The sequence below is a fragment of the Bradyrhizobium sp. 2S1 genome (genome assembly GCF_011516625.5).
Lineage (GTDB): Bacteria > Pseudomonadota > Alphaproteobacteria > Rhizobiales > Xanthobacteraceae > Bradyrhizobium > Bradyrhizobium septentrionale.
This window is the reverse complement of record NZ_CP147717.1, coordinates 1,297,268-1,312,369: the sequence shown is the minus strand read 5'-3', so window position 1 is coordinate 1,312,369 and position 15,102 is coordinate 1,297,268. Positions and strand designations below refer to the sequence as shown.

Here is a 15,102-nt window from a genome sequence, read left to right as displayed (position 1 = left end):
GCTTCACCGTCACGTCGCTCAGCGAAGCTGTCCTTCGTGGTAGAGGTCGCGCAGCTTGCGCTTGAAGATCTTGCCGGTGGCCTCGCGCGGTAGCGCATCCATGAAGCGGATGTCTCTCGGCACCTTGAAATTGGCTAGCTTGCCGCGCAAGAAATCCTGGATCGCTGCAACCGAGAGTGCGGCGCCTGCTTCCGGCTCGACGCAGGCGAACAGCCGCTCGCCATACTCGTCGTCGGGAACCCCGAACACCGCGCAGTCGCGAACGCCGTCCATGCCGATCAGGGCGTTCTCGATCTCGGCGGGATAGATGTTGACGCCGCCCGAGATCACCATGTCGCGCTTGCGGTCGCACAGGAACAGATAGCCGTCCGCGTCGAGATAGCCGACGTCGCCGACGCTGACTAGGCCGTCGCGGTCGGCCTCGGCGCGTGCCTTGGCATTGCCGTGATAATCGAAATCCGACGCTGTCGTCTGGCGCATGAAGATCTCGCCGGGCTCGCCGACGTCGCATTGCGTGCCGTCGGGCCGGAATATCTTGACGATGCCGCCCTCGATGACGCGGCCGACCGTGCCGGGCTTGGCGAGCGCTTCCGCCGCCGAATGCCAGACTGGGATGCCGGTCTCGGTCGAACCGAGATATTCGTTGATCACCGGTCCCCACCATTCGATCATCGCGCGCTTGACGTCGACCGGGCAGGGCGCCGCGCCATGGACGATGAAGCGCAGCGACGACAGGTCGTAGCGGCGCCGCGTCTCCTCCGGCAGGCGCAGCAGCCGCACGAACATGGTCGGCACCATATGCATGTGCGTGACGCGGTGGCGCTCGATCAGTTGCAGCAGATCCTCGGGATCGAAGCGCGGCTCGAGCACGATCGCGCAGCCGTTGCGGAACGCGAGCATTCCATAGGAGTGCGGCGCCGAGTGGTACATCGGGCCGTTCATCAGGATCACCTGGCCCTCGTTCGGCTTGACGCCGTAGGTGATGGCGCCGACACGCGCCGCCGCCGCCTGCTGCTCCGGTCGCATCGGCTTGCGCTTGACGCCCTTCGGCAGCCCGGTGGTGCCGGAAGTGTAGAACATCGGCGCCGCGCCGATCGGCGCGTCGGCGAGCGGTTGATGCGTCTCACGCCAAATATCCCAATCGGTCATGCCGTCGGGCACGCGCGTGGAGGCCGGCGCCACGCCATAGGCGGCGGCGATCTCCGGCGGCGTCGTCACGACCAGGAGCTTGATCCCCGGCGGCAACCCGTCGCGGATCTGCGGCAGCAGATCGGCGTGGCAGACCAGCGTGTCGGCGCCGCTGTCGGACAGAATGTAGGCGACCTCGTCGGCCTTCAGATGCCAATTGATCGGCACCACCGGACTGCCGAGCGCGGCTGAGGCTGCGACCACTTCGAACAGCGCGAAGTCGTTGCGCAGCATCATGCCGACCGGTTTGCCGTCACGCACGCCGAGCGCCCGGAAGCCGGTCGCCGCCCGCGCGATGCGGGCGTGAATGTCGCTATAGCTGATGCTTCGTTCGCCGCTGATGATCATACCGGGTCTCTCCAGGCGGTCGTCAGGACGTCAGGCGCTGGCCCGCAGGAAGTCGCTGCGCGCCTCGGTGTACTCCGCCTTCAGCCGCGCCACCAGTTCGGCGACCGGCGGGGCGTCGACGATCTGGCCGATACCCTGGCCGGAGCCCAGATGTCACGCCAGGCCTTGGCCTTGGTATTGCCGCCGGAACCGAAGTTCATCGTGGATTTGTCGGCGACCGGCAAATTGGCCGGATCGAGACCTGCGGCTGCGATCGACGGCCCGAGATAATTGCCGTGCACACCGGTGAACAAATTCGAATAGACGATGTCGTGGGCGGCATATTCGGTCAGCGCCTGCTTGTACCTGAGGTCGGCATTGGCTTCCTCGGTCGCAATGAAGCGGGTGCCGACATAGGCGAGATCGGCGCCGAGCGCGAGCGCGGATGCGATGCTCCAGCCGTCGGAGATCGCGCCCGACAGCAGGATCGTGCCCTTGAACCATTGCTTGACCTCGCGCACCAGCGCGTCGGCGACAGCGTGCCGGCATGGCCGCCGGCGCCGGCGCAGACCAGGATCAATCCGTCGACGCCCTGCTCGGCGGCCTTGCGGGCGTGCTTGACGTTGATGACGTCGTGGAACACCACGCCGCCATAGGAATGTGCGGCCTCGACGATCTCGGACGGCGGGCGCAACGAGGTGATGATGACAGGCACCTTGTGCTTCACGCAGGTTTCCATGTCGCGCATCAGGCGGTCATTGGAGGCGTGGCAGATCTGGTTGACGGCGTAGGGCGCGACCTTCTTCTCCGGATGCAGCGCCTGGTACTCGCCGAGCTCGTTCTCGATCTGCGTCAGCCACTCGTCGAGCTTCTCGACCGGGCGGGCGTTCAGCGCCGGGAACGAGCCGACGATGCCGGCCTTGCACTGCGCGATCACCAGTTCCGGCCCCGAGACGATGAACAGCGGCGAGCCGACGACCGGCAGTTCAAGCTTGTTGGCGAGCGAAGCAGGCAACGGCATTCGGGTCCTCCTTTGTCGCGAGGCCGGCCAGGGCCGGGGCGCGTTCATTGATGTTGGTTTGAGCGCGTCGGGCCGGGCGGAGCCGCTGGCCTGCGCTTGCTGCTGTGCATTATAAGGCTGGACGGCATCGCCGATCCGTTCAATATTGAACAGATAGCTCGTCAAGAATGAACAGGACGGCCGCAGCATTGCCGTGGGGAGCCGATGGATTGGAACCTTTGCAAGACCTTCGTCGCGGTTGCGGAAACCCGCAGCTTCGCGGCCGCGGCGCGCAGGCTGCGCTCCAGCCATCCGACGGTCGGTCGCAAGGTCACCGAGCTGGAGGATCAACTCGGCGTTCCCCTCTTCGCGCGATCCAATGACGGTCTTTCGCTGACATCGCAGGGTCGCAAATTCCGCGAGCATGTCGAGGCCATGGCGGCGGCGGCACTGCGCGCCGAAGCCGCGGTGTCGGCGACCGGCGCGCAGGCGCGCGGCGTGGTCAAGCTGTCGATCGGTGCGACGCTGGCCTCGCACTGGCTGATGCCGCGGCTCGGTCCGTTTCTCCGTGCGCACGACCACATCCAGCTCGAGATCATCACCCATCCGTTTCCGGCCAGCGTGCGCCGCCGAGAGGCCGATGTCGTGCTGCGACCGGTGGATAGCGGCGACGAGAATCTGATCGGCCGCAAGATCGGCCGTCTCGGCACCGGCTTCTTTGCCTCGCGCGACTACGCCGCGGGGCGGCGTCTGCCCGAACGGCGCGACGAGTGGAAAGGACACAGCATCATAGGCTTCGCCGATCGAGCTTCCAATGAGCGCCTGGCGCGTTGGAGCGATGCCATCACACGGCAGGGATCGGTGGTGATGCGGTGCTCGTCGCAGGGCGACATGCTCGCCGCGGCGCGGGCCGGGCTCGGAATTTCCGCGCTGTCGTGCTTTGTCGCAGCCGATTATCCTGATCTGGTGCGCGTCGCGCCGCAAAAGCTGTTCAGCGTGGCCGACATCTGGCTGCTTGCGCACCCTGATCTGGTCGAACTCCCCGCGGTGCGCGCGGTGATCGACTTCGTCACCGCTGCCGCGCGCGAGGACCGGGTGAGGTTGCGCGGATAGAACGTAGGTGAGAGGCGGCCGCGTTTCGGACCGCTTTGCCGTTCTCAGGCGCGCGCCCGCCATAGCGTGACTGCAAACAGTAAGAAGGCGGCGCAGGTCCACAGCGACTGCCAGTTCTCCGGCCCTTCGTTGAACCCGACATAGATCGCCGCCACGGCAAAAATGCCGGCAAAGATCGATTCCGCGAGCGGACGGATTCCTTTCGCGGGAGGATTGAGCAGCGTGATCGCCGCAAAGGGCACAACCGCCATGGTGAGCGATGCAAAGGGAAAATCGATGAAGCGCGGGTCGAACACGAGGCCGATCGCGGTCGCGGTGCCGATCACGACGGTGACCATCAAGGCCAATCCGTGCAGGGTCACCTGCACCGATTCAGTGTAGTGTCCCTTCGGACCCAACAGTTCCAGGAAGCTGGGCGATGCGCGACCCGACATCAGGGCGTTGGCGCCAAGCACCGGCGAAGCCGTTGCCGCCGCCAGCAATGAGCCCCACAGCAGCCAGCCACCCGTTCCATAACTTTCATAGACCATTTTCTGCGCGGCCACGCCAAACAGGATTCCTGCTGTGGTTGCCGACACGCCGATTGCAAGCCATGACGCGAGCCCGGGTTGTTCGGGCTTGCGGCGTGAGGTCAGCCATGCCGCGCCGAACACCAGGATCGCCAGCGCCATTCCCCCCAGCATTTGCAGCTTCCAGCGCGGGAAATTGCTGATGGGCAGGCCCGCCGGATATTTCAGCGTGCGTTGCTCGGAATCGAACAGACCCCAGGTTCCGCCGATCGTGCCTTCGATCTCACGCTTCCATCCTTCATCATAGGCCTCGAACAGGTTGACGCGGAAATGCTCGCGCCGCGCGAGGTCCAGTACCTCCGCGACCACCCGCGCCTGATTGGTGCGCGACGGCAGCGCGGACTCGCGCATGCGCCCCTCGCTCGGCCAGCCAAATTCTCCGATCAGGATCTCCTTGCCTGGAAAGACCGCCGCGATTTGCCGGCGAATCTCGTCAGCGTGGGCGGCGGCACGTTCCGCCGGAATTGGAATGTTCTCCCAATAGGGCAGGATATGAATCGTGACGAAATCGACCACGTCGGAAACCTCGCGATTGCTCAGCCAGAATTCCCAGACGTCGGCATAGGTGACGGGGACGCTGACCTGCGCCTTGATCGAGCGGATCAGGGCGGCGAGGTCGGAAGCCGACATTTCCTTGCGCAGCAAAACCTCGTTGCCGACCACCAGCGCGATGATGGTTTCCGGATATTCCCGGGCGAGGCGGATCGCCGTTTCGACCTGCGTTGCATTCTTCTTGCGGTCGCGGTCGAGGAAAATGCCCTGGATGAGTTTCAGCCCCGCCTTGGCCGCCAGTTCGGGAATCTGATCGAGGCCAAGGTCGGTCGCATAGGTTCGGATGCAGTCGGATATCTTGGCAAGTTGGGCGAGATCTTCCGCGATCTGTTCCTTCGACACCTGCGTCGTCTGCGAAAGCGACGTTTGGTGGTTACGGAACGGCGCGTATGAGATGCACTGCACCTTGTCGTTCGGATCGATCGGTGCCCGCACCAAGTTGACCGGTCTGCCCAGCCACCACCACACCGCGGCGATGGCGGCCAGGGATAGCAGGAGCAGCGTCAGCGGAATGCGGCGAGAAACCAGTTTTGCCCCCTTGCAGAAAGGATGTGCTGAGCGTGCTCAATGCGAGAAGCCGGCAAATTGCAGAAATATTAATTGCAGACGATATATCACGCGATCACACCGCAGATGTGTTTTTCTCGCAAGCTATTTCACGCCGGCGATCACGCCTTCGCGATTCCTAAGCACGCGATAATACGCCCACCACAGATGGGCGGCGGCGCCGCGCAGCGGACGCCACGGCTCCGCAAGCGGCGCCATCTGCTTCGGCGTCGGCCGCTCCTTCAAGCCGAGCCCGACCTTGACCGCTTCCTGCACGGCAAGGTCGCCCGCGGGCCAGGCATCGCCATGGCCGAGGCAGAACAGGAGATAGACGTCGGCGGTCCAGGGGCCGATCCCGGGCAATGCGGTCAGGGTGTTGTGCGCGGCATCGGCCTCCTCGTTGGCGAGCACGTCGAGGTTCAGCCGCTCCTCGGCGAGCTCGCGGGCGACGTGCTTCAATGTCTTGATCTTGGCCGCGGACAACCCGAGCCGGCCGAGGCGGTCGGCCCGCGCCTTGCGGATCGCATCATGGTGGAACGGGTCGAACGCCTTGCTGACCCGCCCCCAGATCGCCGCCGCGCTCGCGGTCGAAAGCTGCTGGCCGCAGATGATCGCGGCAAGCCCGGCAAAGCCCGGCTCGCGCTGCCGGATCGCCGGCATGCCGGTCAGTTCGAGGATCGGCCGCAGGCGGCGGTCCTGGGCGACCAGTTTGTGGATAGCGTCGTCGAGGTCGGCCTGGGTTTCGAGATGGATCAGCATTGCGGGATCTGCATCGACTTGTCGTGCGCGGGCTTGACCCGCGCATCCATCTCCTATCGTAACAGAGTCTTGTCCAGCCGCATGATCCGGAAAAGTGGAAACCGGTTTTCCGGAAAGATCATGCCTAAACAAGGATTGCCGGGTCGAGCCCGGCAATGACCTACGGCCAAACGCCATGCCACCCGTTTTCCGCTTTGCCCCGAGTCCAAACGGCTATCTCCATCTCGGCCACGCCTATTCGGCGCTGCTCAATCACGACCTGGCGCGTGATTCGGGCGGGCGCTTGCTGCTGCGGATCGAGGACATCGACGCGACGCGCTGCCGTCCGGAGTTCGAGCAGGCGATCTACGAGGATCTCGGCTGGCTCGGCATCGCCTGGGAAACCCCGGAGCGGCGGCAGTCCGAGCATTTTTCCGCCTATCGCGCTGCCGTCGACCGCCTGTCGGCGCAGGGGCTGGTCTATCCGAGCTTCGAGAGCCGCGCCGACATCGCGCGGCTGGTCGCGGAGAGGGAGTCCGGTGGCGCCTGGCCGCGCGATCCGGATGGCGCGCCGCTCTATCCGGGGGCGGCCAAATCGCTGTCGGCCGAGGACCGCGACCAGCTGTTGGGGCAGGGCGCGCCATTCGCGCTGCGGCTCGACATGGCGGCCGCGTGCGCGCGCGCCGGAAGCCTGCGCTGGCGGGAAGCGGGCGAGGGGCCGGCCGGCGAGCGCGGAGACGTGGCAGCGCGGCCTGAGGCCTGGGGCGATGTGATCCTGGCGCGCAAGGAAACCCCAACCAGCTACCATCTCTCCGTCGTGATCGATGACGCGCTGCAGGGCGTCACCGATGTGGTCAGGGGCGTTGACCTGTTCTTGTCGACCAGCGTGCACCGGCTGTTGCAGGAACTGTTGGGCCTGCCCGCGCCGGCCTACCGGCACCACCGGCTGATCCCGGACGCCGCCGGCCAGAAACTGTCGAAATCGACCCAGGCGACCGGGCTGCGCGAGCTGCGGGCGGCGGGGGCGAGCCCGGCCGACATCCGCCGCCTGGTCGGCCTGCCGTAAATCCCGGCCGAATTCCGATCGCGAGCAAGCGGGTTACCAACGTGCCGCTTTGCCCAGGAAAGCCGCAAACGCCGCCGTGACTCCGGCACGCCCGGCATGCCATGTTGCTGTAGGGGCGGGGATCACGGAGAACATGGCGTCAAAATCGCGCGTACGGCGCAGCAAGCGGCCATCCAGCAGGGTGCCGTCGAAGACGCGCGCCGCAAAAACGCGCACCGCCAAATCTCGTACCACCAAGACTCGTACCATCAAGACTGCAGCCAAGACCGCAGCCAGGCCGCGCCGCAAACGGGCCGCGCCGAAGGCGTCAGCGAATGCCGCTCCCGGCATGGTCGAAACTGCGCTCGCCGCCTTTGCCCATGAGGTGCGCACGCCGCTGACCGGAATCCTTGCGATCAGCAATCTGCTTGCGACGTCGGATCTTAGCGAGCGCGAGCGGCGCTGGGTCGATACCATCAGGGCTGGCGCGGAGCATCTGGCGAGCCTTGCGACCCTGTTCGTCGATGCCGCCCGCAACGAGGGGCCGGGGCTCGAGATCCGGCAGGACTTTTTCGATCTGCGTGCGCTGGCGCGCCTTGCCGGGGATTCGCTGGCCGGCCGCGCGGCGGCCAAGGGGTTGCAGGCCTCGGTCGAGGTCTCCGGCAAGCTGCCCGCCTTCGCAGTCGGCGATCCCGTCCGCCTGCGCGCGGCGCTGGAAAACCTGATCGACAACGCCGTCAAGTTCACCGAGCAGGGCAGCATCGAGCTGCATGTCGCGCCGGTGCGCGCCGCCAAAGGCAGGATCGGCGGCGGCAGGTTCGGCGTCGCTTTCGCGGTCTCCGACAGCGGCATCGGCCTGACGCTGGCGGAGGTCAAGCGCCTGTTCCGGCCGTTCTCGCAGGCCAATGTCTCGATCGCCTCGCGGTTCGGCGGCGCCGGGCTCGGCCTGTCCTCGGTCAGGCAGCTCGCGCGCGCCATGGGCGGCGACATCGTCGCGGCCCAGCGCCCGGGCGGCGGCACCATCTTCACGCTCAACGTGGTGCTGGCGCGCGCCGAAGGGCCGGTCAGCGCGGCGCCGGGCCAAAGCGGGGCGGCGCTGCTGTCGCAAGGGCTGCGGCTGCTCAGCGTCGAGGATAATCCGTTCGGCCGCGTCGTGCTCAACACGATCCTGACCGAGCTCGGTCACCACGCCGAATTCGTAGGCCAAGGCGAGGCCGCGCCTGATCGGCTTGGGCAGGGCGCCTTCGACGCCGTGTTGATGGACATGGTGCTGCCGGGCATCAACGGCGTCGAGGCAATCAAGCGCATCCGCGCGCTGCCGCCGCGGCACGGTCGTATCGTGATCGTCGGGATTTCCGGCCGTGCCGAGGACGAGGCCGCGGCGCGCGCTGCCGGCGCCGACGCCTTCCTGGTCAAGCCTGTTTCTCCGCGGGCGCTAGCGACTGCGCTGCTTGAAGCGACACGCCGTGCGGCAACCGCGACTTGATGATCGCCGCGTTCAGTTCGCCGCCGAACACGAAGATCGCGGCGATGAAATACAGGAACACAAGCGCGATGATGACCGAGGCGAGCCCCGCATACATCGTGACATAGTTGTTGGCGAAGCGCGCCAGGTACATGCCGAAGCCGATCCCCGAGAGCAGTGACGCCACCATGGTGAAGATGATGCCGGGCAGGATCTGCGTGAAGCCGCGGCGGCCCGCCGGCAGCCAGGCATGCAGGATGAAGAGCGCCACGACCAGGGCCAGCACCGTGATGCCGTAACGCACGGTGTTGAGCAGGCTCTCGTTCGATTCGACGAAGAACGGGATATAGCGCCGCGCCGCCTCGATGATCAGCGGCCCGAGCACGATCAGGAACGCCATCGCGAGCGAGGTGAACGCCGCGACCAGCGTGTAGCCGATCGATTCCAGCCGCAGCCAGTACCAGCGCCGCGGCTCGATCACCGCATAGGCGCGGTTCAGTGCCACCCGCAGCGCCTCGACGCCGTTGGAGGCGAAGTAGATCGCGAGCACCGCGCCGATGGTCAGGATGTCGCCGCGGGTGTTGGTCAGCACATCGTGGATCTGGCCGGACAGCGCCCCGGCGACCTGATCGGGCCAGACCTGGAGCAATAGTCCGACCGCCTGGTCGGCAAGCTGCTTGGAGCCGAAGAAGCCGGCCAGCGACGTCAGCACGATCAGGAATGGAAACAGCGCCATCAGGGTCGACAGCGCGATGTGGCTCGCGATCGCCCAGCCGTCATCGGCAAGGAACGTGTAAAAGGCATCCATCACGACATGGGCGACGTAACGAAGCTGCTTCACATTCCACCCGGCATTGTCGACAACGGCTCGGTCCGAGAACGGGCCCAGCATCTGATATTACGCATTGAAAAGCCAGTTGGTTGCATGGCCCAGCTGTGTGGAAGTCCGATCCATGCGGTGTTATGTACCGCAGATGACATCTGTCCTCAGCATGATCGTTCTTCCCATCGCCGTCGGCGCCGTGGCGCTGGTGCTCCTGCTCGGCCTCGCCAACATGATGAAGGGCGGCTCGCCGAACACGTCGCAGAAGCTGATGCGGCTGCGCGTGCTGTTCCAGTTCGTCGCCATCGTGATCGCGATGGTCGTGGTCTGGGCGATGGGGCGGTAGATGCGCAAACCTTAGGGGATCACGACCATGGTCGTTCTCAATCGGATCTACACGCGCACCGGCGATGACGGCACCACCGCGCTCGGCTCCGGCGAGCGGCGGCCGAAATACGATCTGCGCGTTGCCGCCTATGGCACGGTCGACGAGACCAATGCGGCGATCGGCGTGGTGCGGCTGCATCTGGCCGATAGTCCCGATGTCGATGCGATGCTCGGCCGGATCCAGAACGATCTGTTCGATCTCGGCGCCGACCTTGCGGTGCCCGAGCGCGAGGGCAAGACTGAGCGTCTGCGGATGCTGGCGAGCCAGGTCGAGCGGCTCGAGCGCGATATCGACAGCCTGAACGACCAGCTCGCACCGCTGACTTCGTTCGTGCTGCCCGGCGGGACACCCGCTTCTGCATATCTGCATCTGGCCCGGACGATATGTCGCCGCGCGGAACGCATGATGGTGGAACTCGCAGCCCGGCCGGACGAGACGGTCAATGCCGCTGGTATCCAGTATATGAACCGCCTGTCCGATTTCCTGTTCGTTGCCAGCCGCTTCCAGAACAACAAAGGGGCCGGGGACGTGTTGTGGGTGCCGGGCCAAAACCGCTAAACTGGTTCAAAACCGGGGGACGGTTTTTTGGCTTTGCCGCGTTGACCGGGGGGTACGGGACCTTTAGGTTCCGCGCCAGCCAACCGAAACCCATAAAATCAAAGCGAAAGAGGATCGATGAAGGTTCTTGTGCCGGTAAAGCGGGTCGTCGACTACAACGTCAAGGTCCGCGTCAAGAGTGACGGATCGGGCGTGGAGCTCGCCAACGTCAAGATGTCGATGAACCCGTTCGACGAGATCGCCGTCGAGGAAGCGTTGCGGCTGAAGGAAGCCGGCAAGGCGACCGAAGTGGTGGTGGTGTCGATCGGACCGGCGCAGGCTTCCGAGACCATTCGCACCGGGCTTGCGATGGGCGCTGACCGCGGCATCCTGGTCAAGGCCGAAGGCAATGTCGAACCGCTCGCGGTTGCCAAGATCCTGAGGGCGGTGGTCGAGGCGGAGCAGCCCGGCCTCGTCATTCTCGGCAAGCAGGCGATCGACGACGATAGCAATCAGACCGGCCAGATGCTGGCCGCGCTGCTCGGCTGGTCGCAGGCGACCTTCGCCTCCAAGCTCGAGGTCGAAGGAAGCGACTTCAAGGTCACGCGCGAAGTCGACGGCGGCCTGCAGACCATCAAGCTCAAGGGCCCGGCGATCGTCACCACTGACCTCCGCCTCAACGAGCCGCGCTACGCGTCGCTGCCCAACATCATGAAGGCGAAGAAGAAGCCGATCGACGACAAGAGCGCGTCGGATTACGGTGTCGATCTCACGCCGCGTCTGGAAGTGCTGAAGACCGCGGAACCGGCGGGCCGCAAGGCGGGCGTCAAGGTCAAGGACGTCGCCGAACTCGTGAACAAGCTCAAGACCGAAGCCGGGGTTCTCTGATGACGACGCTGTTGATTGCTGAACACGACCACGAGACCCTGAAGGACTCGACCAACAAGGCGCTGACTGCGGCGAGCCAGCTCGGCGGCGACGTCCATGTGCTGGTTGCCGGTGGCGGCCAGGGCACCAAGGCGGCGGCGGAAGCAGCAAGCAAGCTCGCCGGTGTCGCGAAGGTGCTGGTGGCCGAAGGCCCGGCCTATGAGCACGACCTCGCCGAGCCCTTGGCTGCGCTGATCGTCGCGCTGGCGCCGAACTATGACGCCTTCGTCGCGCCCGCGACCTCGCGCTTCAAGAACGTGATGCCGCGCGTCGCGGCGCTGCTGGACGTCATGCAGGTCTCCGAGATCATCAAGGTCGTCGCGCCCGACACTTTCGAGCGTCCGATCTATGCCGGCAACGCGATCCAGACCGTGAAGTCGAAGGACGCCAAGAAGGTGATCACGGTCCGCACCTCGACCTTCGCCGCAGCCGGTGAAGGCGGCAGCGCCGCAATCGAGAACGCGGCATCGGCGGCCGATCCTGGCCTGTCGTCGTTCGTCGGCGAGGAAGTCGCCAAGAGCGACCGTCCGGAACTTACCTCGGCCAAGATCATCGTCTCGGGTGGCCGTGCCATGCAGAGCCGCGAAAACTTCGCCAAGTACATCGAGCCGCTCGCCGACAAGCTCGGCGCCGGCGTCGGCGCCTCGCGCGCCGCGGTCGATGCCGGCTATGCGCCGAACGACTGGCAGGTCGGCCAGACCGGCAAGGTGGTGGCCCCGGAACTCTATGTCGCGGTCGGTATCTCCGGCGCGATCCAGCATCTGGCCGGCATGAAGGACTCCAAGGTGATCGTCGCCATCAACAAGGATGAGGACGCACCGATCTTCCAGGTCGCCGATTACGGCCTGGTCGCCGACCTCTACCAGGCGGTTCCAGAGCTGACCGAAGCACTCGGCAAGCTCGGAAAGTAAGCGACAAGACACCGGCCGGGTGAGTAATCTCCGACCGGTGTTATTATTCTTGGGGCAACGATCCGGAAACGGTTTTCCGAAAGGATCGAGCTCGATAGGGGAAAATGGGATCGGGGTGTGATTATCTTTAATCACATCATGGTCCCGGGAAACGTTTTCCGGCGGATTGGGCAACCCGGAAGGCTTCGCTTCGGGTATCGTTGGAATTGGGCAGGCGCGACATGCGCGCCGTTCCGGTGGATGACAAGATGACGGTGGCAATCAAAAAGGTCGGCGTGATCGGTTCGGGCCAGATGGGCAACGGCATCGCCCATGTGGCGGCGCTGGCCGGCTTCGACGTGGTGCTCAATGACGTGTCCGGCGACCGGCTGAAGTCGGCGCTGGCGACCATCAACGGCAATCTGACCCGCCAGGTCGCCAAGAAACACATCAGCGAGAGCGAGCGAAAGCAGGCGCTCGACCGCATCACCTCCTCCGAGACGATCGATGCGCTCGCCGATTGCGACCTCGTGATCGAGACCGCGATCGAGAAGGAAGAGACCAAGCGCAAGATCTTCCACGACCTCTGCGCGGTGCTGAAGCCGGAAGCGATCGTCGCGACCAACTCGTCGTCGATCTCGATCACAAGGCTCGCCGCCTCGACCGACCGCCCGGAGAAATTCATCGGCATTCATTTCATGAATCCGGTGCCGGCGATGGAGCTCGTCGAGCTGATCCGCGGCATAGCCACCGACGACGTGACCTTCGACACCTCCAAGGCCTTTGTTGCCAAGCTCGGCAAGCAGGTCGCGGTGTCGGAGGATTTCCCCGCCTTCATCGTCAACCGCATCCTGCTGCCGATGATCAACGAGGCGATCTACACGCTGTATGAGGGCGTCGGCAACGTCGAGGCGATCGACGCCGCGATGAAGCTCGGCGCGCACCATCCGATGGGCCCGCTCGAGCTCGCCGATTTCATCGGCCTCGATACCTGCCTGTCGATCATGCAGGTGCTGCACGAGGGGCTCGCCGATTCCAAGTACCGGCCGTGCCCGCTGCTGGTGAAGTACGTCGAGGCCGGCTGGCTCGGACGCAAGAGCCAGCGCGGCTTCTACGACTATCGCGGCGACAAGCCGGTCCCGACGCGGTAATTCACGCGCGCTCGTCTCAGATCAGTGCCCGCAACAGCGCAAGCGTCGCGGGCACGAGACCGACGATGACAGTCGCACCCGTTCCAAGTCCGAGCAGATGAGCTGTTAGCGCGAGGCGCTGGTTGTACCCGTGCGTTGTCATTGCAGGGCCTCGCAGGCGCGCTTCAACCGCCGTCCGGCCTCCTCGATGGTCGATGACGGGTTGGCGAAACTGACGCGGATAGAGGGCGACAGCCCAAAATCCTCGCCGGGAAACACCACCAGATCGGCTTGTTCGAGCAGGTAGCTGGAGAAATCGCGGTCCGTCGCAATCAGCTTGCCGTCGGGAGCATGCTTGCCGATCACGCCGGAGCAACTGACCAGCAGATAGAACGTGGCTTCCGGCGGCGTGCAGGAGAGCCCGCTGCATCCGTTCACGAGTTCAGCAAAGCGGTCACGCCTTGCGCGAAGGATGGCGGCGCGCTCGGCCAGCACATCCTGCGCGCCGTCGAGGGCGGCAATTGCGGCGGCCTGGCTGATCGACGACGCACCGGAGGTGGTCTGCGACTGGATCGTGATCATCTCGCGGATCAACGCTGCAGGGCCGGCGGCGTAGCCGATGCGCCATCCCATCATGGCGTAGCTCTTGGCGAGGCCGCTCACGGTCAGCGTCCGCGGCTTCAGGCGCGGCTCGATTTCCGCAAGCGTCGGCGCGGGAGCGCCGTTGAACACGATGTGCTCATAGAGCCCGTCGGCAAGCACCCAGACGTCCGGATGCCGCAACAGGATCGCGGCGATCTCGGCCAGATCCTCCGGAGAATACAGCGCGCCGGAGGCATTGACCGGATTGTTGACGACGACCCAGCGGGTTCGCGGCGATATCGCCGCCTGCAAATCCTCGGCACGCAGCTTGAAGCCGTTGTTCTGCCTGCAGGGCACGATCACCGGCGTGCCGCCCGCCAGCCGGACCTGATCGAGATACGGCGCCCAGTACGGCGCGGGGACGATCACCTCGTCTTCAGGCGCCAGCGTCGCCAGCAGCGCGTTGAACAGCGCCTGGGTCGAGCCATTGGTGATGACGATCTCGTTCAGTTCGTAGTCGAGCTGGTGGTCGCGCAGCAGCGCGGCCTGCACCGCGCGCTTGAGCTCCGGCGTGCCGTCGACATCGGTGTAACGGGTCTCGCCGCGCTGGGCCGCTTCATGCGCCGCCGCGATCACATGATCCGGTGTCGGAAAGTCCAGATTGCCCGACGATAGCTCGATGATCTCGCGCCCGGCGGCGCGCAGTTCGCGGGCGCGGCGGCGCAGCACCGATGCGGGCGATGCCTTGATGCCGCTCATGCGCGGCGAGAGGATCGGTGTCGCGGTCATCGGACGTACTGCGCCTCACCGTTGCCGAACGACCAGTTTTCGGGAAGCACCTCGACAAGGTTGATGAAGATGTCCTCGGCGCGCAGGCCGGGACTTTCCGTCAGCAGTTCGGCCATACGTCGATAGAGCTTCTGCTTCTGCGCCACCGGGCGGGTGTTGCTGACCGTGATCTGAATGATGACCAGATCGTCGCTGCGCCTGATGCCGAGATAGTTCGCGCCATAGGCGAAATCGTCGTCATCGTGCTCGGAGATCGTCATGAAGCGATCGCCTTCCGGCACATCGAAGGTCTCGCGCATGGCGCGATAGAGGCTCTCGAGAATGGTCTTGCGGTAGGCGGCGGGCTTGCCCCGTCGCAGGGAGACGCGGGTCAGCGGCATGATGAAGGCTCTCCTGGACGTGATCGTTGCGTGCAGCCGATCCTAGGGGCTTCTTGATCATTGAAAAACGGCATGATATCGCATTTCAATGATTGCTAATCTAAATGAATGGC

At 65.1% G+C, this 15,102-nt stretch carries 15 protein-coding genes and 1 pseudogene; 8 read left to right on the top strand and 8 right to left on the bottom strand.

Features of this window, described 5'->3' with window-relative positions:
• Nucleotides 1-18 precede the first annotated feature (18 nt).
• Complete coding sequence (locus HAP54_RS06385; RefSeq protein ID WP_166299126.1) at nucleotides 19-1,536, bottom strand: acyl-CoA synthetase; 1,518 nt, start codon at nucleotides 1,534-1,536, stop codon at nucleotides 19-21.
• A 30-nt stretch (nucleotides 1,537-1,566) separates the two neighbouring features.
• Nucleotides 1,567-2,536, bottom strand: a pseudogene (locus HAP54_RS06380) (NAD(P)H-dependent flavin oxidoreductase).
• Between the two features lie 204 nt (nucleotides 2,537-2,740).
• Here HAP54_RS06380 and HAP54_RS06375 point away from each other — a divergent pair.
• Nucleotides 2,741-3,628, top strand: a complete 888-nt coding sequence (locus HAP54_RS06375; protein ID WP_166299125.1) for a LysR family transcriptional regulator — start codon at nucleotides 2,741-2,743, stop codon at nucleotides 3,626-3,628.
• A 44-nt stretch (nucleotides 3,629-3,672) separates the two neighbouring features.
• Here the strand turns inward: HAP54_RS06375 and HAP54_RS06370 are convergent, their stop codons facing one another.
• Nucleotides 3,673-5,235, bottom strand: coding sequence for a glycosyl hydrolase family 17 protein (locus HAP54_RS06370; protein WP_166307478.1), 1,563 nt, complete (start codon nucleotides 5,233-5,235; stop codon nucleotides 3,673-3,675).
• Between the two features lie 165 nt (nucleotides 5,236-5,400).
• Nucleotides 5,401-6,054, bottom strand: a complete 654-nt coding sequence (locus HAP54_RS06365; protein WP_166299124.1) for a DNA-3-methyladenine glycosylase family protein — start codon at nucleotides 6,052-6,054, stop codon at nucleotides 5,401-5,403.
• Between the two features lie 175 nt (nucleotides 6,055-6,229).
• Here HAP54_RS06365 and gluQRS point away from each other — a divergent pair, with 175 nt between their 5' ends.
• Nucleotides 6,230-7,099 carry a tRNA glutamyl-Q(34) synthetase GluQRS gene (gluQRS, locus tag HAP54_RS06360; RefSeq protein WP_166307475.1) on the top strand — a complete coding sequence of 290 codons (870 nt, stop codon included), beginning with the start codon at nucleotides 6,230-6,232 and terminating at the stop codon, nucleotides 7,097-7,099.
• A 133-nt stretch (nucleotides 7,100-7,232) separates the two neighbouring features.
• Nucleotides 7,233-8,564: an ATP-binding protein gene (locus tag HAP54_RS06355; RefSeq protein WP_166299123.1), complete on the top strand. Its 1,332-nt coding sequence runs from the start codon at nucleotides 7,233-7,235 to the stop codon at nucleotides 8,562-8,564.
• Here the strand turns inward: HAP54_RS06355 and HAP54_RS06350 are convergent.
• Nucleotides 8,491-9,351, bottom strand: coding sequence for a YihY/virulence factor BrkB family protein (locus HAP54_RS06350; protein ID WP_414645786.1), 861 nt, complete (start codon nucleotides 9,349-9,351; stop codon nucleotides 8,491-8,493). The genes HAP54_RS06355 and HAP54_RS06350 overlap by 74 nt on opposite strands.
• Before the next feature lie 166 nt (nucleotides 9,352-9,517).
• On the opposite strand from HAP54_RS06350, the gene HAP54_RS06345 reads away from it, so the two are divergent.
• From HAP54_RS06345 to HAP54_RS06325, 5 genes are all read left to right on the top strand, one after another.
• Nucleotides 9,518-9,712 (top strand): twin transmembrane helix small protein, encoded by a 195-nt coding sequence (locus HAP54_RS06345; protein WP_166307472.1) that lies wholly within the window; start codon nucleotides 9,518-9,520, stop codon nucleotides 9,710-9,712.
• 27 nt (nucleotides 9,713-9,739) lie between these two features.
• Complete coding sequence (locus HAP54_RS06340; protein WP_166299121.1) at nucleotides 9,740-10,312, top strand: cob(I)yrinic acid a,c-diamide adenosyltransferase; 573 nt, start codon at nucleotides 9,740-9,742, stop codon at nucleotides 10,310-10,312.
• A 117-nt stretch (nucleotides 10,313-10,429) separates the two neighbouring features.
• On the top strand, nucleotides 10,430-11,179 hold the full coding sequence (locus HAP54_RS06335; protein ID WP_166299120.1) for an electron transfer flavoprotein subunit beta/FixA family protein: 750 nt from the start codon (nucleotides 10,430-10,432) through the stop codon (nucleotides 11,177-11,179).
• Nucleotides 11,179-12,129 carry an electron transfer flavoprotein subunit alpha/FixB family protein gene (locus tag HAP54_RS06330; RefSeq protein WP_166299119.1) on the top strand — a complete coding sequence of 317 codons (951 nt, stop codon included), beginning with the start codon at nucleotides 11,179-11,181 and terminating at the stop codon, nucleotides 12,127-12,129. The genes HAP54_RS06335 and HAP54_RS06330 overlap by 1 nt, the downstream gene beginning before the upstream one ends.
• A 248-nt stretch (nucleotides 12,130-12,377) precedes the next feature.
• Nucleotides 12,378-13,259 carry a 3-hydroxybutyryl-CoA dehydrogenase gene (locus HAP54_RS06325; protein WP_029079743.1) on the top strand — a complete coding sequence of 294 codons (882 nt, stop codon included), beginning with the start codon at nucleotides 12,378-12,380 and terminating at the stop codon, nucleotides 13,257-13,259.
• Nucleotides 13,260-13,275: 16 nt separating this feature from the next.
• On the opposite strand, the gene HAP54_RS06320 is transcribed toward HAP54_RS06325, so the two are convergent.
• Genes HAP54_RS06320 through HAP54_RS06310 form a run of 3 tightly spaced genes read right to left on the bottom strand, consistent with a single transcriptional unit; the run spans nucleotide 13,276 to nucleotide 14,989 of the window.
• On the bottom strand, nucleotides 13,276-13,401 hold the full coding sequence (locus HAP54_RS06320; protein WP_283843078.1) for a hypothetical protein: 126 nt from the start codon (nucleotides 13,399-13,401) through the stop codon (nucleotides 13,276-13,278).
• Complete coding sequence (locus tag HAP54_RS06315) at nucleotides 13,398-14,609, bottom strand: pyridoxal phosphate-dependent aminotransferase (protein WP_224741365.1); 1,212 nt, start codon at nucleotides 14,607-14,609, stop codon at nucleotides 13,398-13,400. Before HAP54_RS06315 ends, HAP54_RS06320 begins: the two co-directional genes overlap by 4 nt.
• Nucleotides 14,606-14,989 (bottom strand): tautomerase family protein, encoded by a 384-nt coding sequence (locus HAP54_RS06310; protein WP_166299118.1) that lies wholly within the window; start codon nucleotides 14,987-14,989, stop codon nucleotides 14,606-14,608. The genes HAP54_RS06315 and HAP54_RS06310 overlap by 4 nt, the downstream gene beginning before the upstream one ends.
• Between the last annotated feature and the right edge of the window lie 113 nt (nucleotides 14,990-15,102).

What these genes read in the sequence shown, in the direction of transcription:
- HAP54_RS06385 (WP_166299126.1), bottom strand. Translation starts at nt 1,536, where the DNA reads ATGATCATCAGCGGCGAACGAAGCATCAGCTATAGCGACATTCACGCC.
- HAP54_RS06375 (WP_166299125.1), top strand. Translation starts at nt 2,741, where the DNA reads ATGGATTGGAACCTTTGCAAGACCTTCGTCGCGGTTGCGGAAACCCGC.
- HAP54_RS06365 (WP_166299124.1), bottom strand. Translation starts at nt 6,054, where the DNA reads ATGCTGATCCATCTCGAAACCCAGGCCGACCTCGACGACGCTATCCAC.
- gluQRS (WP_166307475.1), top strand. Translation starts at nt 6,230, where the DNA reads ATGCCACCCGTTTTCCGCTTTGCCCCGAGTCCAAACGGCTATCTCCAT.
- HAP54_RS06355 (WP_166299123.1), top strand. Translation starts at nt 7,233, where the DNA reads ATGGCGTCAAAATCGCGCGTACGGCGCAGCAAGCGGCCATCCAGCAGG.
- HAP54_RS06350 (WP_414645786.1), bottom strand. Translation starts at nt 9,351, where the DNA reads ATGGATGCCTTTTACACGTTCCTTGCCGATGACGGCTGGGCGATCGCG.
- HAP54_RS06345 (WP_166307472.1), top strand. Translation starts at nt 9,518, where the DNA reads ATGACATCTGTCCTCAGCATGATCGTTCTTCCCATCGCCGTCGGCGCC.
- HAP54_RS06340 (WP_166299121.1), top strand. Translation starts at nt 9,740, where the DNA reads ATGGTCGTTCTCAATCGGATCTACACGCGCACCGGCGATGACGGCACC.
- HAP54_RS06335 (WP_166299120.1), top strand. Translation starts at nt 10,430, where the DNA reads ATGAAGGTTCTTGTGCCGGTAAAGCGGGTCGTCGACTACAACGTCAAG.
- HAP54_RS06330 (WP_166299119.1), top strand. Translation starts at nt 11,179, where the DNA reads ATGACGACGCTGTTGATTGCTGAACACGACCACGAGACCCTGAAGGAC.
- HAP54_RS06325 (WP_029079743.1), top strand. Translation starts at nt 12,378, where the DNA reads ATGACGGTGGCAATCAAAAAGGTCGGCGTGATCGGTTCGGGCCAGATG.
- HAP54_RS06320 (WP_283843078.1), bottom strand. Translation starts at nt 13,401, where the DNA reads ATGACAACGCACGGGTACAACCAGCGCCTCGCGCTAACAGCTCATCTG.
- HAP54_RS06315 (WP_224741365.1), bottom strand. Translation starts at nt 14,609, where the DNA reads ATGACCGCGACACCGATCCTCTCGCCGCGCATGAGCGGCATCAAGGCA.
- HAP54_RS06310 (WP_166299118.1), bottom strand. Translation starts at nt 14,989, where the DNA reads ATGCCGCTGACCCGCGTCTCCCTGCGACGGGGCAAGCCCGCCGCCTAC.